The organism is Photobacterium angustum (genome assembly GCF_002954615.1).
Lineage (GTDB): Bacteria > Pseudomonadota > Gammaproteobacteria > Enterobacterales > Vibrionaceae > Photobacterium > Photobacterium angustum_A.
In genome coordinates this window covers 1,348,887-1,374,586 of record NZ_MSCJ01000001.1, presented here as the reverse complement: position 1 = coordinate 1,374,586, position 25,700 = coordinate 1,348,887, and the positions used below count along the sequence as shown (strand labels likewise).

Genomic DNA, 25,700 nt, shown 5'->3' with positions numbered 1-25,700 from the left:
ATCCTTTCATCGTTAAAGGCGTTTATATCTAATAAGATTAATCATCACTTTGTTTATTTACTAGCTTAACTGATAACATCTTAGAGAGAAAAATTATTTAATCATGCCAAAGTAATTAGGTTTTAAAGTTGTGGCTGAAACTTCGTCCGAAATTGTCGAGGCGTAAAACTACTCCAATTTTTAAATCGAGTACTAAAGTTGGTTGGGTTTGGGTAACCACACAAGTCACTAATATGTTGAATTGGCCAAGTGGTGGTAGTCAGCAACCCAGCAGCATGTTCCATTCGAATTTGAGTTAAATAGGCAATAGGAGATTGTTGGTAATACTGTTGACATAATCGATGAAAATGCGGCTCAGAGCATGGATATAAGGCAGCCAGATCGGAGACTTGCCATGGGTGGTGTAACTGACTTTTCGTATGCTGGTAAACATGCTCTAAACGGGTAAGTGCTTTAGGAGAGTGAGGGGCGGTTTGGGTGTTCACTAATAAACAAATTTGTTCTGTAATACTCTTACATAGCGCATCGCCCAATGGATAGTTGAAACTTAAAGATTCGCTTAAACAAATGATAGTCTTAAATAGTAATGAACCTGATTGTGAATCTTGATAGGTAATATCATGAGGTAAGCTCTCATCCCAACGCTTATGTTTTTCAAGCATAACCCATGCGACATCCCAAATAAGATCAGGGTTATCATCTGGGTTAATAACAAAGCCATTCTCATAACCGGGCGGTACATAAATAACACTGCCGGTTTCTAATGCCCATTCACCGTTTGATGTTTTTAATAACCCCTTGCCACCCGTTGTATAGAGCAGCATATACATGTCTGGGCTTCTTCGATAAATACTGAATGCTTCTTTGCCATAATTGATGCCACATTGAAGAATTTTTTGCTTTTCAAGTTCAATCGATTGTACTTGATCAATAATAATAGATTGGCATTTTGGTGAAATAGTAAAAGTATCAATATACCCCATCACAGAGCTCCAAAATTTAAAATGATAGTTTGGCAAAGCTTTTTGATTGCTTAGAATAAACGTGTTTGAGTAAACATAGGTATGATCTGCTTCACAGTAAGATAACAATAAATAGGTGGCGGTCATGCAACACTGGCGATACTCAGCAGATAAAACTTTTTGGCAAAAAACATGGCGTTTAGCGTTGCCAGTATCAATGCAATCTATGTTGTTTTCACTACTTGGTTTAGTCGATGTCATCATGGTTTCTAAACTCGGTGAGTCACAAGTTGCCGCTGTAGGTATTGGTAACCGCATATTTTTCTTTAATTTATTGCTTGTTGTCGGTGTCAGTGGAGCTGTCGGTGTACTTGCGGCACAATATTTTGGTGCAGGGAAAATGGAAGGGGTGAGGCGCACCTTGTTACAATCTTGGGTATGCGCAATATTTCTAACATTACCTTTTGCTGTCGCATACCGTGTTTTTCCTGAGCAAATTGTTGCTTTGGTTAATGATCAAGCCGACTTTATTCACTATGCACGAGATTATTTATATGTCTGCGGCTGGAGCATTATTTTTACAGCCATTGTCGTACCGCTTGAATCTGCTTTACGTGCAGTAGGCGAAGCTAAAATGCCTACGTATGTTGGGCTGGTGGCTGTCATTATTAATGGCGTACTTAATGCGCTATTAATTTTCGGATTATATGGTTTTCCTGAAATGGGGGTTGCTGGTGCCGCGCTGGGGACAACGATTTCGCGTGGTGCACAAACAGCTATTTTGCTGTTTATTACTTATAAAACCTATAAAAAAGTATTACCAACACATGAAGATATAGAGCCAGCAAGTAATGCCAAAGCAAGGAAACGTTATTTTAATGTCGCCTGGCCTATGATTGTTCATGACGGGGCATGGGCGATGGGAATACTTGTTTATAGCGTTATTTTTGCCAAATTAGGTGTGACAGAACTTGCCATCATTAGCTTATTATCGCCGATAGAAGCGGTATTAATTTCAGCCTTTATTGGTTTTGCTGTTGCTGCCTCAACGATTTTGGGACACGAATTAGGCGCTGAAAATTATCAACGAGCGTTTCATCAGTCGTGGTTCTTTCTAGCTTTGAGTGTGTCTATTGCTTTTGTGTTAGGTGTGTCTATTTGGCTATCGAGTGGGCTTGTTGGAGAGTGGTTGGCAAAGGCTCAAGCACCGAACCTTGAAATGTCGCTGAATGTTACCTTAGTGATGGCGTTAGGTATGTTCCTAAAAGTGTTCAATATGGTGGGTATTGGTGGGGTATTACGTAGCGGTGGCGACATTAAATACAGCATTTTTATTGATTTATTTGGCCAATGGGCAATAGGTATTCCTTTAGCCATACTCACGGGTATTGTTTTAGGCTGGCCATTACACTGGGTGCTTGTTGCTATATTGGCAGAAGAAGTCGTTAAAGTTGGACTGACAACTTATCGTATTTATGGTCGTAAGTGGCTTAAAAATTTAGTCAATGATGATGATTCAGTACAACCAGTATCATTAATTTAACTTAAGCAATAAGCGCTTCATGATATAAAAAAGAGAGCAACATACGCGTTAGCTCTCTTTTTTGTTTATTTTAATCATTCATTTATATAAGCCAACTTATAACAACAAAAGTACTCATCCCAACGACCACAATATTTAGTGTACTTTCTAATTTGTAAGCAGCCAGTAGAGTGATTAATCCTGCGTATAAAAATGGACTTGTCAGTAAACTATTTTCTGTTGTCTTATGCCCCAGAAACACTATTGGCACCCACATGGCTGTTAGTACGGAAGGTGCTGTAAATTCCAAGATTTTTTTCGTTGTGTGGTTTAAACGAACGGGGAAACACTTCATAAAGAAAATATAACGACAGCTAAAAGTGATAGCAGCCATCAATACAATTATTAATTCTATATTAAGGCTCATTTTTTAATCCTTTAAGTTGTGTGAAATAACCAGCCAACATACCCATTACAGTTGATGCGATTAAAGAAAATGAGAACTCAAATAACTCTAAAACTAATACTGTTATACCACTTGTTAGTACTGATATTAGGATTGGTGAATTTTTTATAGAGGGAATAACGATAGCAATAAAAGTTGCTGCGATGGCGAACTCTAAACCCAAAGCGTCGAAGTTTGTGATGTTGTTACCTACAACAATCCCCGCAAAAGTGGCTATGTTCCACATAAGATAAAAAACAATTCCAGTACTTATAGCGTATAAATAATTAAAAGATTTATGTTTTCCTATATAGGCACTAGTTAAAGCAAACATTTCATCGGTTAGAAAAAAAGCAAAGCAAAGTCGACGGGGAAGTGATAGATCCTTGATGTACTTTTGGAAAACAGCTGAATAAAGAAGATGCCGAGAACTAATAACAAATGTGGATGAGAAAATCGGGGAATAACTTACGCCTGTACCAAGGAGAGAAGTCGCAGCTAATTGTGCAGCTCCTGCAAATACCATCAATGATAATAATTGTGCTTGTAAAGCGGTAAGACCTATTTGAATAGCCAAAGAACCGCATAGGATCCCCCAAGGGGTGACAGCGGCACATAAGGGGAATATATCTAACGTAGCCCTAAAAATGATTTTTTGGGGAGATATATGTTGGGGTGATGTTGGTATATCCATAAACTAACCTCTGATTAACGATAGGGTTAGTTTACGAAATGATGGCTCATCAATGATTGTATAAAATTGCTTGCTGGAACTGTTTCGGCGTCGTGCCTAACGCACGTTTAAAATGACGAGAAAAGTGGCTTTGATCGTGAAACCCGCAGTCAATGGCGGTATCTACAACCGAGGAGCCAGCTTTTAATAACTGTTTTGCTTTTATCAAGCGCACTTGAACTTGATATGCATGAGGCGATATTCCGTATGTTTTTCCGAACTGGCGAACAAAATGGAACTTGGTGCAACCAGCTAATTGTGCCAACCTTTCTAAACTTACATCGTGCTCTGGGTATTCATCTAAATACGCTTTTGCTAAAGACAATTTGCTACGATTAGTTTGGGAGTCTTTAGGTAAAGAAACTGATTTACCATACGTACTGGATAGTGAGAGAAGCGTACTATAAATCAACGTTTCTATAAGCAGCGTTGATGCACCGTTTTCAATCTGGTCAAAGATCAAACGCAGTTGGCTGGAAATCTTCTTATCATTAATCACAGAATCTCGAAAATAGGGGGTTAGGGAAGCGCTACCCAATAAATCTTGGGATATTTTCTCAAAATGATCGGGCGTTGGGTAAATGGCCTTATAGCGCCACCCCTCTGTGGTTGCTGATTCACCGGTATGTACATCATCAGCGTTGACCAAAATAATACTATCCTGACCTGCAATATGATTAGCACCGCTGCGAAAAAAGCGTTGCGCACCTTGCTCTATAACGCCTATGGTGTAGCCCTCATGAACATGTTTAGAGAACGTTTGTTTAGTGAAATCGGCATTCACATATTCAATACCGTTGAATGCGTTGGAAGTGATGTAATCTGCTTTTTCTTTGTCCAATCCCAACCTCCTTATCTTAAGTATTGTAAAATATTGCTCAATTGTATAAATAGTTCTGTTGACTATTTTTCGACTGTAAAATTAAACACCTACTCCATTTAGAAGCTGAGCTAGTTGCAATTTTATACTATCTCAGTCTGAACCTATCATTACACCTTAGTAATTGTCTTTTAAGCGGCTCTCAGATTATTTCATTTGTGATAGAATTAATGAAAATTTCGAATCGCCAAGTGATACTGAGCGAGTTTTCATCAGATGTTCTCGGTATCCATTAGTCATTGAAAGACAGGAATTACATTGAGTCAGTCGAATCAAACTCAAGCAGACGTGTTGAATAACGAAAAAACATTAAAGTCTGCTATTAAAGATTGCATGATGCGCGATCGTTTTCGTCTACACAAACGTGTACAAGGCGCATCAAGAATTAAAAACGAAAAATCCAAGCACGCTGTATTTGACGAAATTGCATTAGAGATTGCGAAATCAATGCAAACGGTGGAACGTCGCCGTACTCAGCGTCCAAAAATCATATACCCAGCACAGTTACCCGTAAGCCAGAAGAAAGATGATATCGCTGAAGCGATCTTAAATAACCAAGTGGTTATTGTGGCGGGTGAGACGGGTTCAGGTAAAACTACTCAGCTACCTAAAATCTGTTTAGAAATCGGTCGTGGTACCCACGGTATGATAGGCCACACTCAGCCTCGTCGTCTGGCTGCACGCTCTGTTGCTTCTCGTATTGCAGAAGAAATGGAATGTGAAATGGGCTCTCACGTAGGTTATAAAGTCCGATTTAACGATCAGGTCTCAGAGCATAGCCACGTAAAGTTAATGACAGACGGTATTTTATTGGCTGAAATTCAACACGATCGTTTCTTAAGTCAATATGACACTATCATTATCGATGAAGCGCACGAACGTAGCTTAAATATTGATTTCATAATGGGTTATTTGCGTGAGTTATTACCAAAGCGCCCAGATTTAAAAGTCATAATTACTTCAGCAACCATCGATCCTGAGCGTTTTTCTAAGCACTTTAATAATGCACCTATTATTGAAGTGTCAGGCCGAACGTACCCAGTAGAAGTTCGCTACCGCCCTGTGGTTGAAGACGGTGATGACACCGATCGTGATCAGTTAGATGCAATTTTTGATGCGGTCGATGAGCTGTGTGATGAGGGTGAGGGTGATATCCTGATCTTCTTAAACGGTGAGCGTGAAATTCGTGATACTGCAGATGCGTTAGAAAAGCGTAAATTACGCCATACTGAAATTCTACCTTTGTACGCACGTCTATCGGCGGGTGAGCAAAACAGAGTATTCCAATCACACTCTGGTCGCCGTATTGTACTTTCAACAAACGTAGCGGAAACCTCACTGACTGTTCCGGGTATTAAATACGTTATTGATCCGGGTACAGCCCGAATTAGTCGCTATAGTTACCGTACTAAAGTACAGCGTCTACCGATTGAAGCCATTTCACAAGCCAGCGCCAATCAGCGTATGGGGCGTTGTGGTCGTGTTCAAGAAGGTATTTGTATTCGTCTATATTCTGAGGAAGATTTTTTATCGCGCCCAGAATTTACCGATCCAGAAATTCTACGTACTAACTTAGCGTCAGTTATTCTTCAAATGACTGCGATTGGTTTGGGGGATATCCAAGCTTTCCCATTTGTAGAAGCGCCCGATAATCGCAATATTCAAGACGGTATTCGATTATTGGAAGAGTTAGGCGCGATTAACTCTAAAGCCACAGATCCGCGTAAACGTTTATCACCAATGGGGCGCCAATTAGCGCGTCTTCCTATTGATCCGCGTTTAGCTCGTATGGTACTTGAAGCGCCTAAGTTAGGTGCATTACGTGAAGTGATGATTATTGCATCGGCACTATCTATTCAAGATCCACGTGAGCGTCCATCAGATAAACAGCAACAGTCTGATGAGAAACATCGCCGATTTAACGACAAAGATTCTGACTTTGTTGCGTTCGTTAATTTATGGAATTACGTCCAAGAACAACAAAAAGAGCTTTCTAGTAATCAATTCCGCCGTTTATGTAAGAAAGAATACTTAAACTACTTACGCATTCGTGAGTGGCAAGATATCTATTTCCAAGTCAATCAAGTGATTAAAGAGCTTGAGTTGAAAATGAATGGCAACGAAGCAAGCTATGACAGTATTCATATTTCGCTACTAAGCGGATTGCTTTCGCATATTGGTATGAAAGACCAAGAGAAAAATGAATACCAAGGTGCGCGTAACGCTCGCTTTAATATCTTCCCTGGCTCTGGCATTTTCAAGAAACAGCCAAAGTGGGTGATGGTTGCGGAGCTAGTGGAAACGTCACGTCTATGGGGGCGAATTGGTGCAAAAATTCAGCCGGAGTGGGTTGAGCCATTAGCTGGTCATTTGATTAAACGTAGTTATAGCGAACCGCATTGGGAGAAGAAGTCTGCTGCTGTTCATGCGTTTGAAAAAGTTACGCTGTATGGCATTCCTGTTGTAGCCAAACGTAAAGTTAACTACGGCAATATTGATCCAACGTTATCACGGGAAATCTTTATCCGCTCAGCATTGGTTGAAGGGGATTGGGATACGCGCCATAAGTTCTATCAACAAAACCGTAAGCTATTGCGCGAAGTTGAAGAGCTTGAGCACAAATCACGTCGTCGTGACATTCTGATCGATGATGACGAGCTGTTTAATTTCTACGATCAACGTATTGATTTGAAAGTAACGTCAGGTCGCCACTTTGATACATGGTGGAAGAAAGCATCGAAAGAAGATCCAGAGTTATTAAACTTTGAACGTGAGATGCTATTCCGTGGTGATGCAAGTCATGTCACTGATTTAGATTATCCTAACTTCTGGCATCAAGGTAACTTGAAGCTAAAACTAAGCTACCAGTTTGAACCGGGTGAAGATAACGATGGTGTAACCGTTCACGTGCCATTGGCTATCTTAAACCAAGTTCAACCTGACGGCTTTGACTGGCAAATTCCAGGCTTACGTCATGAGTTGGTTGTTGCTTTGATCAAATCATTACCAAAACCGTTACGCCGTAACTTTGTGCCGGCGCCAAACTATGCTGATGCGTTCTTAGCTCGTGTTAAGGCAATGGAAGCGCCATTGCTAGATTCACTAGAAAAAGAATTGAAGCGTATGAGTGGCGTGACAATTGTGCGTGAAGATTGGAACTTAGATCAGATCCCTGATCACTTGAAAATCACTTATCGTGCTGTTGATCACCGCAATCGTAAACTACGTGAAAGCAAAGATATCTATGGTCTGAAAGACAACTTAAAAGAGAAGGTTCAAGAAACTTTGTCACAAGTTGCTGATGATGATATCGAGCAAGATGGTTTGAAAACATGGAGTTTTGGTACGCTACCTGAACGTTACCAACAGAAACGCGGTGGCTTTGAAGTAAAAGCGTATCCTGCGCTGGTGGATAACAAAGATTCTGTTGGTATCAAATTGTTTGAAACTGAAGAGCAGCAAAACAATGCGATGCAGGCGGGTCAACGTCGTTTGATTTTACTTAACGTACCATCGCCAATTAAGTACCTTCATTCAAACTTGCCAAACAAATCGAAGCTAGGTTTGTACTTTAATCCGTATGGTCGTGTACTTGATCTGATTGATGATTGTATTGCTTGTGGTGTTGATAAGCTAATTGAAGAGAAAGGCGGATTAGCATGGCAGCCTGAATCATTTGAAGCGTTGAAAGAGTTTGTTCGTGCTGAGCTTGGTGACACCGTGGTTGATATTGCCAAACAAGTAGAAGAAATCTTAACCACAGCATTTAACATCAGTAAGCGTTTGAAAGGACGTATTGATTTAAGCATGGCATTTGCGATGTCTGATATCAAAGCACAAATTGAAAGCTTGATCTTCAAAGGTTTTGCAACAGAATGTGGTTGGAAACGCCTACCTGATATTCTGCGTTACATGCGTGCTATTGAGCGTCGAATGGAAAAACTGCCAATCGATCCAAATAAAGATCGTGTGCATATTCTGAAGATTGAGTCTGTAGTTAATGAGTACAAAGAGCTACTGAATAAGATCCCGAAAGGGCAGCCAGTACCTGATAAGGTAAAAGAGATCCGCTGGATGATTGAAGAACTACGTGTTAGTTACTTTGCTCAGCAGTTGGGTACACCATATCCTGTATCTGATAAACGTGTTCGCAACGCGATTAACGAATGTTGATTTAGTTAGTAGCGAAATTATAAAGAGCCGATGATGTATATAATATTATCGGCTTTTTTATGCATAAAAAACGGTATTTACGACAGTATTTATAAAAGATTTATATAATTGGTTGAGGTAGTGCCAAAATAATGACACTATATATTTTGTAAATTAAATGTGAATTTATTGGTGGTGATTTGTACCGCTTATTATCAGGTGATAATGCTGTTGAAAATGTATCTATCTGATTTTATAACTAAACAAGGACTGTTTATTCCATGAAATCTATTGCGGTTGTTCAAACAAGTAAAGTGTTGTCATTCTCTGGCAATGTTGAATTGAGTAATGAACGGGGTAACAAGGTTGTTACTGAACAGCTTATGTTGTCAGTTGGTGACACATTGATACTGCCTGATTATGCAACGGTGAAGTTAGAGCAATCCGATGGAACAGAAGTCGTGTTTTCTAATGTTAATTCTAATGGTGCTAAAGAAGAGCTTCCTGATGAGATTGCTAACCTTCAAGCTTTAATTGCTTCCGGAGAAGATCCAACCCTTATTGCGGAAGCTACCGCTGCAGGTATTCAAAGCATTAGCAATAGTGGTGGTTTTAGTTTTAATAGCATAGAAAGAAACGCAAAAGAAATCATAGCTGAATCTGGATATGATAGTCGTGATACCAGTCCTCGTCCTCCAGCATCTCCTTATAATGATAGTGATGATTTTTATAGCCCTTCAAGCCCACTAGAGCCACAAACTCCGCAAAATGATGATAAATCAAGTATTTTAATAAACAGCAAGCCTGTTATTGTCGATGAAAATGGTGTCCCAGAAGGTGACAGTATTACTGTAAGCACCGATGAAGAAGTAGCTGTGAGCGGCAAATTGTCCGCGACCGATGCGGATGGCGATAGCTTAACGTTCACTTCATCGACGAATCCAACGAACGGCACAGTTACCGTCAACACTGATGGTACGTGGACTTACACACCAAACAGCGACTTTAATGGTGAAGATAGCTTTAAGGTTGAAGTCAGTGACGGCAAAGGTGGTACCGATACCATCACCGTTAATGTGACTGTGAATCCAGTGATTGTTGATAACAATAATCCACAGGGTAATGACATTACCGTCACGACCGAGGAAGAAGTGGCAGTGAGCGGTAAACTGTCCGCGACCGATGTTGATGGCGATAGCTTAACGTTCACTTCATCGACGAATCCAACGAACGGCACAGTTACCGTCAACACTGACGGTACGTGGACTTACACACCTAAGACTAATTTCCACGGTGAAGATAGCTTTAAGGTTGAAGTCAGTGACGGCAACGGCGGCACCGATACCATCACTGTTAATGTGACTGTGAATCCAGTCAATGATGCGCCAGTATTGGTTGATGATAACAATAATCCACTGGGCACAGATATTGGTGTTGAGACTGATGAAGAAGTGGCAGTGAGCGGCAAACTGTCCGCGACCGATGTTGACGGCGATAGCTTAACGTTCACTTCATCGACGAATCCAACGAACGGTACAGTAACCGTCAACACTGATGGCACGTGGACTTACACACCAAACAGTGACTTTAATGGTAGCGACAAATTTGATGTTATCGTCAGTGACGGCAACGGCGGCACCGATACTATCACTGTTAATGTGACCGTGAATCCAGTCAATGATGCGCCAGTATTGGTTGATGATAACAATAATCCACTGGGCAATGACATTGCTGTCACGACCGATGAAGAAGTCGCAGTGAGCGGCAAGCTGTCCGCGACCGATGTTGACGGCGATAAATTAACCTTCACGCAAAGTTCTAACCCGACAAATGGTCAAGTGACGGTTAACACTGACGGTACGTGGACTTACACACCTAAGACTAATTTCCACGGTGAAGATAGCTTTAAGGTTGAAGTCAGTGACGGCAACGGCGGCACCGATACCATCACTGTTAATGTGACCGTGAAGCCTATCAATGATGCGCCAGTATTGGTTGATGATAACAATAATCCATTGGGCACAGACATTACCGTCACGACCGATGAAGAAGTAGCAGTGAGCGGCAAACTGTCCGCGACCGATGTTGACGGCGATAACTTAACCTTTACGCAAAGTTCTAACCCGACCAATGGCCAAGTGACGGTTAACACTGATGGCACATGGACTTACATACCAAACAGCGACTTTAATGGTAAAGATAGCTTTAACGTTGAAGTCAGTGACGGCAACGGCGGCACCGATACGATTACTGTTAATGTGACCGTGAATCCAGTCAATGATGCGCCAGTGATTGTTGATGATAACAATAATCCATTGGGCAATGACATTGCTGTTGAGACTGATGAAGAAGTCGCAGTGAGCGGCAAACTGTCCGCGACCGATGTTGACGGCGATAGCTTAACGTTCACTTCATCGACGAATCCAACGAACGGTACAGTGACGGTTAACACTGACGGTACTTGGACTTACACACCAAACAGCGACTTTAATGGTAGCGACAAATTTGATGTTATCGTCAGTGACGGCAAAGGCGGCACCGATACCATCACTGTTAATGTAACCGTGAACCCAATCAATGATGCGCCAGTGATTGTTGATGATAACAATAATCCACTGGGCACAGACATTGCCGTCACGACCGATGAAGAAGTCGCAGTGAGCGGCAAACTGTCCGCGACTGATGTTGACGGCGATAGCTTAACGTTCAGTTCATCGACGAATCCAACGAACGGTACAGTGACGGTTAACACTGACGGTACTTGGACTTACACACCAAACAGCGACTTTAATGGTAGCGACAAATTTGATGTTATCGTCAGTGACGGCAAAGGCGGCACCGATACGATCACTGTTAATGTGACCGTGAATCCAGTCAATGATGCGCCAGTATTGGTTGATGATAACAATAATCCACTGGGCACAGACATTGCCGTCACGACCGATGAAGAAGTAGCAGTGAGCGGTAAACTGTCCGCGATAGATGCTGATGGTGATAAATTAACCTTCACGCAAAGTTCTAACCCGACCAATGGTCAAGTGACGGTTAACATTGACGGCACGTGGACTTACACACCAAACAGCGACTTTAATGGTAAAGATAGCTTTAACGTTGAAGTCAGTGACGGCAAAGGTGGCACCGACACCATCACTGTTAATGTGACCGTGAAGCCTATCAATGATGCGCCAGTGATTGTTGATGATAACAACAATCCATTGGGCAATGACATTGCTGTCACGACCGATGAAGAAGTCGCAGTGAGCGGCAAACTGTCCGCGACTGATGTTGACGGCGATAGCTTAACGTTCACTTCATCGACGAATCCAACGAACGGTACAGTGACGGTTAACACTGACGGTACTTGGACTTACACACCAAACAGCGACTTTAATGGTAGCGACAAATTTGATGTTATCGTCAGTGACGGCAATGGCGGCACCGATACGATCACTGTTAATGTGACCGTGAATCCAGTCAATGATGCGCCAGTATTGGTTGATGATAACAATAATCCACTGGGCACAGACATTGCCGTCACGACCGATGAAGAAGTAGCAGTGAGCGGTAAACTGTCCGCGATAGATGCTGATGGTGATAAATTAACCTTCACGCAAAGTTCTAACCCGACCAATGGTCAAGTGACGGTTAACACTGACGGCACGTGGACTTACACACCTAAGACTAATTTCCACGGTGAAGATAGCTTTAAGATTGAGGTCAGTGACGGCAACGGCGGCACCGATACGATCACTGTTAATGTGACCGTGAATCCAATCAATGATGCGCCAGTATTGGTTGATGATAACAATAATCCACTGGGCACAGACATTGCTGTCACGACCGATGAAGAAGTAGCAGTGAGCGGCAAACTGTCAGCGATAGATGCTGATGGTGATAGCTTAACGTTCACTTCATCGACGAATCCAACGAACGGTACAGTTACCGTCAACACTGATGGCACGTGGACTTACACACCAAACAGTGACTTTAATGGTAGCGACAAATTTGATGTTATCGTCAGTGACGGCAAGGGTGGCACCGATACGATCACTGTTAATGTGACCGTGAATCCAGTCAATGATGCGCCAGTGATTGTTGATGATAACAATAATCCATTGGGCAATGACATTGCTGTTGAGACTGATGAAGAAGTCGCAGTGAGCGGCAAACTGTCCGCGACCGATGTTGACGGCGATAAATTAACCTTTACGCAAAGTTCTAACCCGACCAATGGTCAAGTGACGGTTAACACTGACGGTACCTGGACTTACACACCTAAGACTAATTTCCACGGTGAGGATAGCTTTAAGGTTGAGGTCAGTGACGGCAAGGGTGGTACTGACACCATCACTGTTAATGTGACCGTGAATCCAATCAATGATGCGCCAGTGATTGTTGATGATAACAATAATCCATTGGGCACAGACATTGGTGTTGAGACTGATGAAGAAGTAGCAGTGAGCGGTAAACTGTCCGCGACTGATGTTGATGGTGATAACTTAACCTTCACGCAAAGTTCTAACCCGACCAATGGTCAAGTGACGGTTAACACTGACGGCACGTGGATTTACACACCTAAGACTAATTTCCACGGTGAAGATAGCTTTAAGGTTGAGGTCAGTGACGGCAACGGCGGCACCGATACGATCACTGTTAATGTAACCGTGAACCCAATCAATGATGCGCCAGTGATTGTTGATGATAACAATGATCCATTGGGCAATGACATGACTGTAAGCACCGATGAAGAAGTCGCAGTGAGCGGCAAACTGTCCGCGACTGATGTTGACGGCGATAGCTTAACGTTCACTTCATCGACGAATCCAACGAACGGTACAGTTACCGTCAACACTGATGGCACGTGGACTTACACACCAAACAGTGACTTTAATGGTAGCGACAAATTTGATGTTATCGTCAGTGACGGCAAGGGTGGCACCGATACGATCACTGTTAATGTGACCGTGAATCCAATCAATGATGCGCCAGTATTGGTTGATGATAACAATAATCCATTGGGCAATGACATTGCTGTCACGACCGATGAAGAAGTAGCAGTGAGCGGCAAACTGTCAGCGATAGATGCTGATGGTGATAGCTTAACGTTCACGCAAAGTTCTAACCCGACCAATGGTCAAGTGACGGTTAACACTGACGGTACGTGGACTTACACACCTAAAACTAATTTCCAAGGTGAAGATAGCTTTAAGGTTGAAGTCAGTGACGGCAAGGGTGGCACCGATACGATCACTGTTAATGTAACCGTGAATCCAATCAATGATGCGCCAGTGATTGTTGATGATAACAATAATCCATTGGGTACAGACATTACCGTCACGACCGATGAAGAAGTAGCTGTAAGCGGTAAACTGTCCGCGACAGATGCTGATGGTGATAGCTTAACGTTTAGTTCATCGACGAATCCAACGAACGGTACAGTTACCGTCAACACTGATGGCACGTGGACTTACACACCAAATAGTGACTTTAATGGTAGCGACAAATTTGATGTTATCGTCAGTGACGGCAACGGCGGCACCGATACTATTACTGTTAATGTGACCGTGAATCCAGTCAATGATGCGCCAGTGATTGTTGATGATAACAATAATCCATTGGGCACAGACATTGCTGTCACGACCGATGAAGAAGTCGCAGTGAGCGGCAAACTGTCCGCGACCGATGTTGACGGCGATAGCTTAACGTTCACTTCATCGACGAATCCAACGAACGGTACAGTTACCGTCAACACTGATGGCACGTGGACTTACACACCTAAAACTAATTTCCATGGTAAAGATAGCTTTAACGTTGAAGTCAGTGACGGCAACGGCGGCACCGATACTATTACTGTTAATGTGACCGTGAACCCAATCAATGATGCACCAGTGCTTGTTGATGATAACAATAATCCATTGGGCACAGACATTGCTGTCACGACCGATGAAGAAGTAGCAGTGAGCGGCAAACTGTCCGCGACCGATGTTGACGGCGATAACTTAACGTTCACTTCATCGACGAATCCAACGAACGGTACAGTTACCGTCAACACTGATGGCACGTGGACTTACACACCAAACAGTGACTTTAATGGTAGCGACAAATTTGATGTTATCGTCAGTGACGGCAACGGCGGCACCGATACTATTACTGTTAATGTGACCGTGAATCCAGTCAATGATGCGCCAGTGATTGTTGATGATAACAATAATCCATTGGGCACAGACATTGCTGTCACGACCGATGAAGAAGTAGCAGTGAGCGGCAAACTGTCCGCGACCGATGTTGACGGCGATAACTTAACCTTCACTTCATCGACGAACCCAACGAACGGTACAGTGACGGTTAACACTGACGGTACTTGGACTTACACACCAAACAGCGACTTTAATGGTAGCGACAAATTTGATGTTATCGTCAGTGACGGCAAAGGCGGCACCGACACAATCACTGTTAATGTGACCGTGAATCCAGTCAATGATGCGCCAGTATTGGTTGATGATAATAATAATCCACTGGGCACAGACATTGCCGTCACGACCGATGAAGAAGTAGCAGTGAGCGGTAAACTGTCCGCGATAGATGCTGATGGTGATAAATTAACCTTCACGCAAAGTTCTAACCCGACCAATGGTCAAGTGACGGTTAACACAGACGGTACGTGGATTTACACACCAAACAGCGACTTTAATGGTAAAGATAGCTTTAACGTTGAAGTCAGTGACGGCAAAGGTGGCACCGATACCATCACTGTTAATGTGACCGTGAAGCCTATCAATGATGCGCCAGTATTGGTTGATGATAACAATAATCCACTGGGTACAGACATTGCCGTCACGACCGATGAAGAAGTAGCAGTGAGCGGTCAACTGTCAGCGATAGATGTTGATGGTGATAACTTAACCTTCACGCAAAGTTCTAACCCGACAAATGGTCAAGTGACGGTTAACACTGACGGTACGTGGACTTACACACCAAACAGCGACTTTAATGGTAGCGATAAATTTGATGTTATCGTCAGTGACGGCAACGGTGGCACCGATACGATCACCGTTAATGTGACCGTGAATCCAATCAATGATGCGCCAGTGATTGTTGATGATAACAATAATCCATTGGGCACGGATATTGCCGTTATGACCGATGAAGAAGTAGCAGTGAGCGGTAAACTGTCCGCGATAGATGCTGATGGTGATAAATTAACCTTCACGCAAAGTTCTAACCCGACAAATGGTCAAGTGGCGGTTAACACTGACGGTACGTGGACTTACACACCAAACAGTGACTTTAATGGTAGCGACAAATTTGATGTTATCGTCAGTGACGGCAAAGGTGGCACCGATACGATCACTGTTAATGTGACCGTGAATCCAGTCAATGATGCGCCAGTATTGGTTGATGATAACAATAATCCACTGGGCAATGACATTGCTGTCACGACCGATGAAGAAGTCGCAGTGAGCGGTAAACTGTCCGCGACCGATGTTGATGGTGATAACTTAACCTTCACGCAAAGTTCTAACCCGACCAATGGTCAAGTGACGGTTAAAACTGACGGTACGTGGACTTACACACCTAAGACTAATTTCCATGGTGAAGATAACTTTAAGGTTGAAGTCAGTGACGGCAACGGCGGTAAAGACATCATCACCGTTAAAGTCAATGTTGCTGCTGTTGCAGATCCAATTCTTGTAACGATTAATTTATCTTCTGACCCTATTTATAATTCGGGGAGTATCTATAAAGATGGAAAGGATTATATAAGTTGGGATGATACGGTTTCTGAATTAGGAACTAATGCAATTTCTCTTGAAAATGGAACAAGTGATGCCTCAATTTCAGGTGATAAAATATCTGTGACTGAATTAAGTGGTGATGGATATACTCGCCAATTAAGTGATGGAAGTGTTGCCATCCGCGGTCAAGGTAATGCTGATAATATCAGTGGATGGGGCACTGACAGAGATATTATTGTTATTGGTGAAGATGGGGTGTTAGCTAATAACCGCTTAGATATGACTGATGATGGAAGTCCTGCACCGAAAAAAGGTATACCACTTGTTGGTGATGCATTAAGAGGTGGAAATGGAAATGATATTTTAATTGGCGAGCAAGGGGACGATTCCTTATTTGGCGGTTCAGGCACTGATACTGCTGTATATTCAGGTAATTTTTCAGATTATGATGTTTCAGATTTAGTTATTGTTAGTCAATATGAAACTAAATTTACCGTTACCGACAAGGGTGTTTCTATTAACCAAGAGGTGTATGCCGGTGAAGGTGATGATGATCTCTACAACATTGAACGTCTTCAATTTGCTGATGGCACATACTATTGGGATGGTGGTAGCTGGATCAAAGAGCAACCAACTTATACGTATACGTTAGATATTAACGTTATGCTAACGGATACAGATGGTAGCGAGTCAATTAGCCAAATATTATTGTCAGGATTACCTAAAGATACCAAAGTAATTAGCGCGGATGGTACAACCGTTCTCGGTATTGCTAATGCTGCTGGTGAGATTGAACTAACGGGGTTATGGCAAAACACGGATACACAGGTTTCACTTCCTGGTTTACAAATTACCGTGCCAGCAGAGTCTGCTGATTCAATTGAGTTAACGGTAACGGCTATTGGTAAAGAAAATAGTAGTAGCAGTGAAAATTTTGGCTCTGATAGCGTGTTATTTGATAATAATATTGTCAATGGTTCTGATGTTGATAATGACCTTGTCGGTAGTACCGGTATCGATATTCTTAATGGCTTGCTAGGTAATGATAAACTTTCTAGTGGTGAGGGTAACGATACATTAAATGGTGGTGAGGGTGATGATCTTCTAATTGGTGGTCAAGGCAATGATTTGCTTAATGGCGGAATCGGTGCTGATACATTTACTTGGAGTAAAAGTGAGTCTATTAGCGATATAGATACCATTCGAGATTTTGATTTAGCGGAAGATAAATTAAACCTCAGTGATTTATTAAAAGATGCAACAGCAGAAACGTTAGATGAATTCTTATCTATTAGTCAAAATAATGATGATAGCGTTATTTCTATCAAAACTGGGAATGATAAGTCAGTAAACATTATTCTTGAAGATATCGATTCCAATAGCTTGAAAGATAATCTGGGTGTTATCACCAGTAATTTATTAAGCAATGATAATGGCGAAATCATTTTAAATACTCAGATGCTCGATACTATTTCGATTGATAAGCCAATGATATTGCCATCACAGCAAGATGATAATTAAATATGAATAGAGATAAAGGATATTCCTGTTCGTAAAAATAAAAAGTAACAAGGACGTATAATTCATGATATCCACACCTGAAAATAGGCAGGAATACTGGAGTATTCCTGCTTCATTAAAAACAACGGATGATCCATTATTGGATAGTCTTGTTATTTTGTCTGAATATTATGGAAACCCTTGTTCTGGAGATGCGTTAATTGCAGGGCTTCCTCTTGAAAGTGCTTTAGTCACGCCTGATATATTTCCTCAGGCAGCAGCAAGAGCAGGTTTAACCGCAAAATTATTACGTAAATTGTTGTCAGATATAACGCCACTTGTTTTGCCTTGTGTTTTACTTTTAAAAGATAAGCAAGCATGTATTTTAAGGGAAATAGATCAAGCAAATAACCTTGCTGTGATTCAGTTTTCTGATAATGGCGGTGAATCTGAAATTTCATTAGAAGAGTTAGAAAGTTGCTATACGGGGTATTGCTTCTTTATTAAGAAGCAATACCGAGGTGACCAGAGTGTTGATGTTCATCAACATGTTAGTTACGGTCACTGGTTATGGAATATGATTAAAGAAGCCAGTCCTATTTATCGAGACGTATTAATTGCTTCGATATTAGTGAATGTTTTTGCTTTAATTTCTCCCTTATTTATGATGAATGTGTACGATAAAATCGTGCCTAATTTAGCATTTGAATCATTATGGGTTTTAGCAAGCGGTGCGGTCGTCGCTTTTATCTTTGATTTTTTAATGCGTCATATTAGAGGGTATTTAATCGATTTAGCAGGGAAGAAAATTGATATTGTCGTTTCTTCTCGTCTATTTGCAAAAGTGATTGGAATTCCATTATCAAAACGTGCAGTTTCAGTTGGTGGAATGGCAAAACAATTAGGTGAATTTGATAGTATTCGTGACATGTTGACTTCAGCAACGATAACGACATTAATTGATTTACCTTTTGCTTTATTATTTTTATTGGTTATTTATTTTGTTGCTGGTGACCTTGCTGTTATTCCATTAATTGCGGGCTTATTAATTATTGGTTATACATTACTGGTTCAACCTAAATTAAAAATAGCAGTTGAGGAATCTAATAAGTTTTCAGCGCTAAAACATGGACATTTAATTGAAAGTTTAACGGCGATAGAGGCGATTAAATCAAATAGTGCAGAAGGGATGATACAACGGCACTGGCAACAGATGATTGCACATACTGCTAATTGGCAGTTAAAAGTTAAAAAAATCTCTAACTCTGTTTCGTATTTTGCCACCTTTGTTACTCAGTTAACGGCTATTGGTGTTGTGGTTTTAGGCGTTTATCGTGTATCAACGGTCGATATATCCATGGGTGGGATTATCGCTGCTGTTATGCTATCAAGTCGTGTTGTTTCTCCTATGGCTCAGTTAGCAAATTTACTAACAAGAGCCAATCAAACTTCAAGTTCTCTGCGTCAATTAGATCAACTGATGCAAGAAGAAAGTGAATTTGAAGACAAAGCACATTTGATCAGTCGCCACAGAATGAAAGGTGCTATTAAGGCAGAAAATGTCCAATTTTCGTATCCGAATCAGAAAAAATGCACGATTGACTCTGCGAACTTTTCAATTAAACCGGGTGAGAAAATTGCGATTCTTGGTAAGAATGGTTCAGGTAAAACGTCATTAGCGAAGTTATTAGCGGGGCTATATTGCCCAACAGAAGGAAGTTTACGTTTTGATGGCATTGATCGTGAACAAATTCACCCGGCGGATTTGCGAAGAAATATTGGTTACATGCCACAAGATATTACGCTTATTCATGGCACTATTCGTGACAATATTATGTTTGGAACGAGACAAGTCACTGAACATCAGTTGCTGCGTGCTATTCAACTTTCAGGTGTTAGCAGCTTTACGGATAGTGATTCAGAAGGTTTAGATAAACAAGTTGGAGAGTTAGGAAACGCATTGTCGAGAGGGCAGCGTCAAGCAGTCGCACTAGCTCAGGCGATATTAAATGATCCTCCAATTTTATTAATGGATGAGCCAACAGCAAGTATGGATGCACATGCAGAGAAGCGTTTTATGCATTCAATGCAGCATGTTGCTACAAATCGTACCCTATTAATTATCACCCATAAAATGTCATTACTACCGCTTGTGGATCGCATTATCGTCGTTGATAACGGTAAGATCGTTTTAGATGATCAACGTGAAAAAGTATTGAAACAGTTACAGCAAGGTGTATCGGGAGGCCGGAATGAATAAGCCTTTTTCCGACCAAGATCAAGAGATGATGGATGATGTCTACAACGCGATGATGATTGATTCGCCAAGGAAGCATCGCTATATGGTATGGGCACTCTTTTTTATGTTGATATGCTTTTTCATTTGGGCTTTTTTTGCTCAATTGGAACTTGTCACTAGAGGCTCAGGTAAGGTTATTCCATCATCACAAGTACAAGTAATTCAAAGCTACGATGGTGGTTTGTTGCAAGCGCTATACGTAGAAGAAGGAATGACAGTTAAAAAGGGTCAACCCCTTGTGCGTATTGATGACACTCGTTTTCGCTCTGATTTAGCTCAGCAAGAAGATGAAGAAGATAGCCTTAATACAAATATTATCCGTTTTCGGCAAGAACTTAAAAGCATTGTAATTGATGATGATATTAAAGACTGGAAACAACGGATTAAGATAAATATTGCACCGCTTGTTTTCTCTCAAGAACTTGTACAAAAAGAGCCTGAGCTCATAGCTCGCCAGCAGGATGAATATCAAGGGCGGTTAGAAGAGCTTCAAAATCAATTGGCGATCCTTGCTCGTCAAATTGTTCAACAACAACAAGAAAGTTACTCATTATCTTCTCGCATCCGAACACTGAAAAGTAGCTTAAAACTGATTAATAAAGAATTAGTAATGACAAAGCCTTTAGCTAAAAAGGGCATCGTTTCGGAAGTTGAACTGTTGCAGCTAGAACGTAAAGTCAATGAAACCAAAGGTGAACTTTCGGCACTTTATGCTGAGCAACCTAAGCTAAAAGCCGCTTTAGATGAGTCAATTTTAAAGCGACGTGAAGCAGTGTTGAATTATCAAAAAGATGTACGAGCTCAACTTAATGAAATGACAGCCAAACTTTCACGTTTAACCGAAGCGCAAGTTGGTTCGCAAGACAAAGTTGATAAAGCGGTATTACATTCACCTGTAAATGGCACAATCAAAAGTATCAATATAACAACTATTGGTGGGGTGGTTAAACCTGGTGAAGCTATATTAGATATCGTACCAACGGAAGATAACTTATTAATTGAAGCAAAGATTCAGCCTAAAGATATTGCATTCTTGCACCCAGGGTTACCGGCTGTTGTGAAAGTAACAGCGTATGACTTTACTCGTTATGGTGGGCTTGAAGGATCTGTTGTGAATATTAGTGCAGATACCTCGCAAGATGAAGAGGGCAATAGTTATTACTTAGTAAAGGTTCGCACAACACACTCACATTTAATGAAATCAGATAAGACACCTTTGCCAATTATTCCCGGCATGTTGACATCTGTTGATGTAATTACAGGAAAAAGAACTGTTTTAGAATACATACTCAACCCGATTTTAAGAGCTAAAGAAATGGCGCTCAGAGAGCGCTAAACCATAAAAGATAAGGATATTCATTTATGCGTCATGGAATACGCGATTGTATTAAGAAGAGCTTGATTACAACAGCTATTGTTTCATCGTTATATCCAGCTACAGTCATGAGCCAAACATTAGAGCAAGCTGTTGCGGTTACTTTAGATACTAATCCTCAGTTACAGCAGGCTTTAAGTCAATTTAAAGCCCGAGAGGAGCAAGGCACACAAGTGTTTGGTGACTATTTACCGACTGTTGATTTGACGGCGAGTTATGGTTTCAAACAAAGCTCTACTCCTCAGAGTCGATTACAAACTGAAGACATGGTCGATTCAGAAACACCAGAAGTTGGAATTAGTATCCGACAAGTATTATTTAATGGCTTTTTAACAGGACATGAATTATCACGTTTAGACTATGAAGCAAAAGCGGATCAACTAAAGCTTTTTGCTACAGCGGAAGATATCGCGCTTTCGGTGGTAAAAGTCTACATTAATTACTTAGTAGAAGAGCAGATTGTAAAGTTAGCGGAAAACAATGTTGAAAAGCATCAGTTTTTGTTTGACCAAATAAAAGAGAAAACAGAATCTGGCTTAGGTTCAAGTGCTGATTTATCACAAAGTAAAGGGCGTTTAGCACGTGCTAATTCTAATTTAATGTCAGCACAAAATAATGCCGCTGATGCACGAAGTGAATTTATTAGAGTTGTTAATGAATCGCCAGAGAATGTGATTATACCAATGGCCGATCAAGAAAAAATTCCGTCATCACTAGAACAAGCAATTGAAATAGCACAAAAAAACAATCCTATATTGAAATCATCAAACAGTGATATTTCTGCAGCACGTTCAGAGAGAGAGGCTTTAAAATCTAACTATTACCCTGAAATCACTTTAGAGCTTGGTGGTAAATGGTCAGATGAAAAGTTTGATTATGAAAATGCGCTTGAAGGGGAAGATAAAGAGTTACAAGCAGGGATTCAGTTACGTTATAACCTCTTTAATGGTGGCAAAGACACTTCACGTGTTCGAGAAGCCGCATACAAAATTGATGAAGCAAAAAGTATTCATCAAAATACATCCCGTGATGTAAGAGATGGTACAACACTCGCTTGGAATGCCAATACCTTTTTGGCAAAGCAACGAGACTTTATCCGCACGCATGTTGAGGCTTCTAAAGAAACCCAATCAGCGTATGAGCAGCAATTTAAATTAGGTCAACGTTCATTATTAGACTTGTTAGATTCTGAAAACGAATTGTTTGAAGCGCGTAAGAGTTATTTACGTGCTGAGTTTGATGAGCTTGTTTCACAATACCGTATATTACATGCAACAGGGCAGCTAATCTCATCACTACGTGTAACAACGCCCGAGAACTGGAGCAGTGAAGCAACTCGTCAAGGAGAGAGTGAATAATGAAAAAAAATATACTATTAAGTTCGTTAGTCATTATGTCTGCAATGATTAGCGGTTGTGCTTCATCTGACGGTTCTGAATCACAAACAACAACACAGCAATACGATCTACGTGACTTAGATGGTGATGGCGTGATTGAAGCTCGCGATCAATGCCCAAACAGTGTGGCAGGTTCATTCGTTAATAATGTTGGCTGTGGAAAAGAGAAAGAAATTTCCGATCGTGTAGAGCTTAAATTAAACTTTGCTAATAATTCAGCCGTTATTAAACCTGTGTATCAGCGTGAAATTGAGGCCATTGCTAATTTTATGCATCAGTACCCTGATTCGTCTGTGACGATTGAAGGACACTGTAGCAAGACCGGTAGCTATGAGTTGAATATGGCACTGTCTCAGGCTCGTGCTGAAGCAGTGGTTGATATGTTGAAAAATACATTCTTTATTGACGCTAATCGTCTGCAAGCAATAGGTTATGGTTACACGAAGCCTATTGATGATAGTGAAACTGAGATTGCCGCTGAGAGAAATAGACGTGTTATTGCTGCGGTATCAGGTACGGATAAAACAATTGATATGAAGTGGGATATTTATTCGGTAGATACTGACTAAATACCGCAGATAAGTAATTAACGAGTTTTGGTAAAAAGCCGATAGTGTTAAAGCACTATCGGCTTTTTTATATTCATCACATCAGTAAAAGCTGTGATTGAATATACTGAGGAGAATTAATAAGAAAAATAAGCCTTAAACCCTAGCAAAAGGAGCGTTTTCTCAACATGGATGTGCATTATAGAAAACTTGAAAACATGTATGCCGCAGCGCCTATCAATCAGTTTTATTCCCCCACGATGACTGTTAGTGAAGGGATGGCGGAGATTGAAATTAATGCTAACTCATCGCTACATCATTCTGCGGGGGCTGTTCACGGCTCGGTGTATTTTAAAATGCTTGATGATGCTGCTTTTTTTGCTGCGAGCTCACTAGAAACCGAAGTGTTTGTATTAACAACGTCATTTACAACTTATTTAACCCGACCAATTTCAGAGGGGGCAATGCGGTCAGTGGGGAGGGTGGTAAACAAAAATAAATCCCAATTTATTGTTGAGGCGGTGGTTTATGATGCCGAAAACAGAGAAATAGGGCGAGGTAATGGTGTTTTCGTTCGCAGTAAACAGCGACTTGCTGATGTAAATGGTTATGGTGTTTAATCCATATGACAAATATGAAAAAAGGAGCTAATCAGCTCCTTTTTATAATGCTACAAACTTGGAATTAACGTTCCCAGTATGCTTCTTCTAAACAGTCTTCACGCTCTGGTAGGCCATGAGATAGGCGAGGTGCGTGTTGGATCAATACTTCATAGCTAACACGGTTAGAGTACTGGCAAATCTGAGAGAAAGACGAGTACGACAAGAAGTTCGCAGTGTGTTTCGCAGAATTAGGTACATTAACCTTATGGAAGCGGTTAGCAGACATATCGTGTAGAAGCGCAGAAAGCGCAGCATCACCTGCACCGTTTGTGTTTTTGATCTCAACAGGGCCACCAAGGTAAGGGGCGATGTGAGAGTAAACACGAATTGGGTTTTCACATGCACTTTTGGCCATTGGGCGGCTGAATTCGTATTTATTGAATTCTGGAATCTTACCCGGAAGAAGCGGCAGTGATGATTCACGCTTTAATGAATCTTCGGTGTAACCCGCCATGTATAAACCAGCAGGACCGGCAGTACACAGAACCATATCAACCCAATCAAGTGCTTTATCAGCAGCAGTCAGTGGATCTGCTTCACCCGTTAATGCTTCAGCTTCTTCTTCGTTCATCGCAACACAGGTTACGTGCTCTTTTAGAAACTCAATCCACCACTCGCGCTTATCTTCGATAACGTATTTAGTACCCATAGTCAGTACTACTGGCACATTGTACTTTTTCGCGTATTCGATAGCTTTAAGTGCTGCATCTTTCATTGGGTCTGTTGGCTTACCACGAACAAGGTAAGTTGATAGCACCAATGCAGAGGCTTTTTTGAATGCAGATTCAGGAATACTTTCAGGACGAAGCTGGTTCATTTGACCTTCGTTTATCGCGAAAGTACGTTCACCATCTTCACTGATAAGTGTGTAGCAACGACCGATAGGACCATTTACAGGCTGTAGATAATCTAAATCCATACGGCTAGAGGTGTTACATAAATAGCGGTATGCGTATGAACCGATTTTTAGATCTTGGCTCATTACACCAAGCAGAATTGACTTATCATCAGCTAATACTGAGTAGTTGTGCAATGTATTACCAATGGTATCGCCAGGGTATTCGTGGCTGATAAGCTTACGATCTTTTAATTCTTTATAAAGTAGTTCAGCTTTATCTTCATCAAGAACGACAGATTGTCCCTTAGTAAGAGCATGTCTGGCTAAGAAGTCATCGTCAACGCGAGCTTCAATATCAACTATGGTTTGACCAACACCAATTAGATGTGATTTTGCTAATGGATTGTCTTGTTGAATTTGAACAACTAATGGATCGCGGGCATTGACAGGAAAGTAATGCTTTGACTTACGTTGACCTGGAAATTTCATGTCTTGATGGCTATGGAATTAAGGGATTTTGATTTATTCTAACATAAAAACGCGACTGGAATCTCATTTCTTTGAAATATCGTGTTTATAGTTGTTCTTTTGCTGTTTTTTTAAACGAGTCAAATAAAGTTACACAAAAAGAGGCTAATAACTATGCTTTTA

General features: G+C 41.1%; 13 protein-coding genes. 8 read left to right on the top strand and 5 right to left on the bottom strand.

The genetic code is table 11. The features are described from left to right. Positions 1–122: 122 nt before the first annotated feature. The gene (locus tag BTO08_RS05940) at positions 123–983 is read right to left on the bottom strand and encodes a helix-turn-helix transcriptional regulator (protein WP_105061312.1); all 861 of its coding nucleotides are present in this window, start codon (positions 981–983) and stop codon (positions 123–125) included. 124 nt (positions 984–1,107) lie between these two features. Between BTO08_RS05940 and BTO08_RS05935 the strand changes: the two genes are divergently transcribed. After that, complete coding sequence (locus BTO08_RS05935) at positions 1,108–2,505, top strand: MATE family efflux transporter (protein WP_105060290.1); 1,398 nt, start codon at positions 1,108–1,110, stop codon at positions 2,503–2,505. A gap of 82 nt (positions 2,506–2,587) precedes the next feature. Here BTO08_RS05935 and BTO08_RS05930 read toward each other — a convergent pair whose 3' ends face one another. Genes BTO08_RS05930 through BTO08_RS05920 form a run of 3 tightly spaced genes read right to left on the bottom strand, consistent with a single transcriptional unit; the run spans position 2,588 to position 4,509 of the window. Continuing rightward, the gene (locus tag BTO08_RS05930) at positions 2,588–2,911 is read right to left on the bottom strand and encodes an AzlD domain-containing protein (RefSeq protein WP_105060289.1); all 324 of its coding nucleotides are present in this window, start codon (positions 2,909–2,911) and stop codon (positions 2,588–2,590) included. Further along, entirely contained in the window at positions 2,901–3,623 is a 723-nt protein-coding gene (locus BTO08_RS05925; protein WP_105060288.1) for an AzlC family ABC transporter permease, read from the bottom strand. The genes BTO08_RS05930 and BTO08_RS05925 overlap by 11 nt, the downstream gene beginning before the upstream one ends. 49 nt (positions 3,624–3,672) lie before the next feature. After that, positions 3,673–4,509 carry an AraC family transcriptional regulator gene (locus BTO08_RS05920; protein WP_043128659.1) on the bottom strand — a complete coding sequence of 279 codons (837 nt, stop codon included), beginning with the start codon at positions 4,507–4,509 and terminating at the stop codon, positions 3,673–3,675. Between the two features lie 291 nt (positions 4,510–4,800). Between BTO08_RS05920 and hrpA the strand changes: the two genes are divergently transcribed. The 7 genes from hrpA to BTO08_RS05885 all read left to right on the top strand — a co-directional run bounded on the left by hrpA (position 4,801) and on the right by BTO08_RS05885 (position 24,169). Next, positions 4,801–8,715, top strand: a complete 3,915-nt coding sequence (hrpA, locus tag BTO08_RS05915) for an ATP-dependent RNA helicase HrpA (RefSeq protein ID WP_105060287.1) — start codon at positions 4,801–4,803, stop codon at positions 8,713–8,715. Positions 8,716–8,975: 260 nt separating this feature from the next. Then, on the top strand, positions 8,976–17,951 hold the full coding sequence (locus BTO08_RS05910) for a tandem-95 repeat protein (RefSeq protein WP_105060286.1): 8,976 nt from the start codon (positions 8,976–8,978) through the stop codon (positions 17,949–17,951). Between the two features lie 64 nt (positions 17,952–18,015). Then, complete coding sequence (locus tag BTO08_RS05905; protein WP_105060285.1) at positions 18,016–20,190, top strand: type I secretion system permease/ATPase; 2,175 nt, start codon at positions 18,016–18,018, stop codon at positions 20,188–20,190. Next, the gene (locus tag BTO08_RS05900; protein WP_105060284.1) at positions 20,183–21,565 is read left to right on the top strand and encodes an HlyD family type I secretion periplasmic adaptor subunit; all 1,383 of its coding nucleotides are present in this window, start codon (positions 20,183–20,185) and stop codon (positions 21,563–21,565) included. The genes BTO08_RS05905 and BTO08_RS05900 overlap by 8 nt, the downstream gene beginning before the upstream one ends. A gap of 26 nt (positions 21,566–21,591) precedes the next feature. Further along, positions 21,592–22,962, top strand: coding sequence for a TolC family outer membrane protein (locus tag BTO08_RS05895; protein WP_105060283.1), 1,371 nt, complete (start codon positions 21,592–21,594; stop codon positions 22,960–22,962). Next, positions 22,962–23,570 carry an OmpA family protein gene (locus tag BTO08_RS05890; protein WP_105060282.1) on the top strand — a complete coding sequence of 203 codons (609 nt, stop codon included), beginning with the start codon at positions 22,962–22,964 and terminating at the stop codon, positions 23,568–23,570. Before BTO08_RS05895 ends, BTO08_RS05890 begins: the two co-directional genes overlap by 1 nt. Before the next feature lie 167 nt (positions 23,571–23,737). Then, positions 23,738–24,169 carry a PaaI family thioesterase gene (locus BTO08_RS05885; RefSeq protein WP_105060281.1) on the top strand — a complete coding sequence of 144 codons (432 nt, stop codon included), beginning with the start codon at positions 23,738–23,740 and terminating at the stop codon, positions 24,167–24,169. A gap of 64 nt (positions 24,170–24,233) precedes the next feature. On the opposite strand, the gene BTO08_RS05880 is transcribed toward BTO08_RS05885, so the two are convergent. Continuing rightward, positions 24,234–25,538, bottom strand: a complete 1,305-nt coding sequence (locus BTO08_RS05880) for an inosine/guanosine kinase (RefSeq protein WP_045128996.1) — start codon at positions 25,536–25,538, stop codon at positions 24,234–24,236. Between the last annotated feature and the right edge of the window lie 162 nt (positions 25,539–25,700).

Bases quoted from the DNA above. Each gene is read 5' to 3' on its own strand.
- BTO08_RS05895 (WP_105060283.1), top strand. From the start codon at position 21,592: ATGCGTCATGGAATACGCGATTGTATTAAGAAGAGCTTGATTACAACA.
- BTO08_RS05930 (WP_105060289.1), bottom strand. From the start codon at position 2,911: ATGAGCCTTAATATAGAATTAATAATTGTATTGATGGCTGCTATCACT.
- BTO08_RS05905 (WP_105060285.1), top strand. From the start codon at position 18,016: ATGATATCCACACCTGAAAATAGGCAGGAATACTGGAGTATTCCTGCT.
- BTO08_RS05890 (WP_105060282.1), top strand. From the start codon at position 22,962: ATGAAAAAAAATATACTATTAAGTTCGTTAGTCATTATGTCTGCAATG.
- BTO08_RS05940 (WP_105061312.1), bottom strand. From the start codon at position 983: ATGGGGTATATTGATACTTTTACTATTTCACCAAAATGCCAATCTATT.
- BTO08_RS05910 (WP_105060286.1), top strand. From the start codon at position 8,976: ATGAAATCTATTGCGGTTGTTCAAACAAGTAAAGTGTTGTCATTCTCT.
- BTO08_RS05885 (WP_105060281.1), top strand. From the start codon at position 23,738: ATGGATGTGCATTATAGAAAACTTGAAAACATGTATGCCGCAGCGCCT.
- BTO08_RS05925 (WP_105060288.1), bottom strand. From the start codon at position 3,623: ATGGATATACCAACATCACCCCAACATATATCTCCCCAAAAAATCATT.
- BTO08_RS05900 (WP_105060284.1), top strand. From the start codon at position 20,183: ATGAATAAGCCTTTTTCCGACCAAGATCAAGAGATGATGGATGATGTC.
- BTO08_RS05880 (WP_045128996.1), bottom strand. From the start codon at position 25,538: ATGAAATTTCCAGGTCAACGTAAGTCAAAGCATTACTTTCCTGTCAAT.
- BTO08_RS05935 (WP_105060290.1), top strand. From the start codon at position 1,108: ATGCAACACTGGCGATACTCAGCAGATAAAACTTTTTGGCAAAAAACA.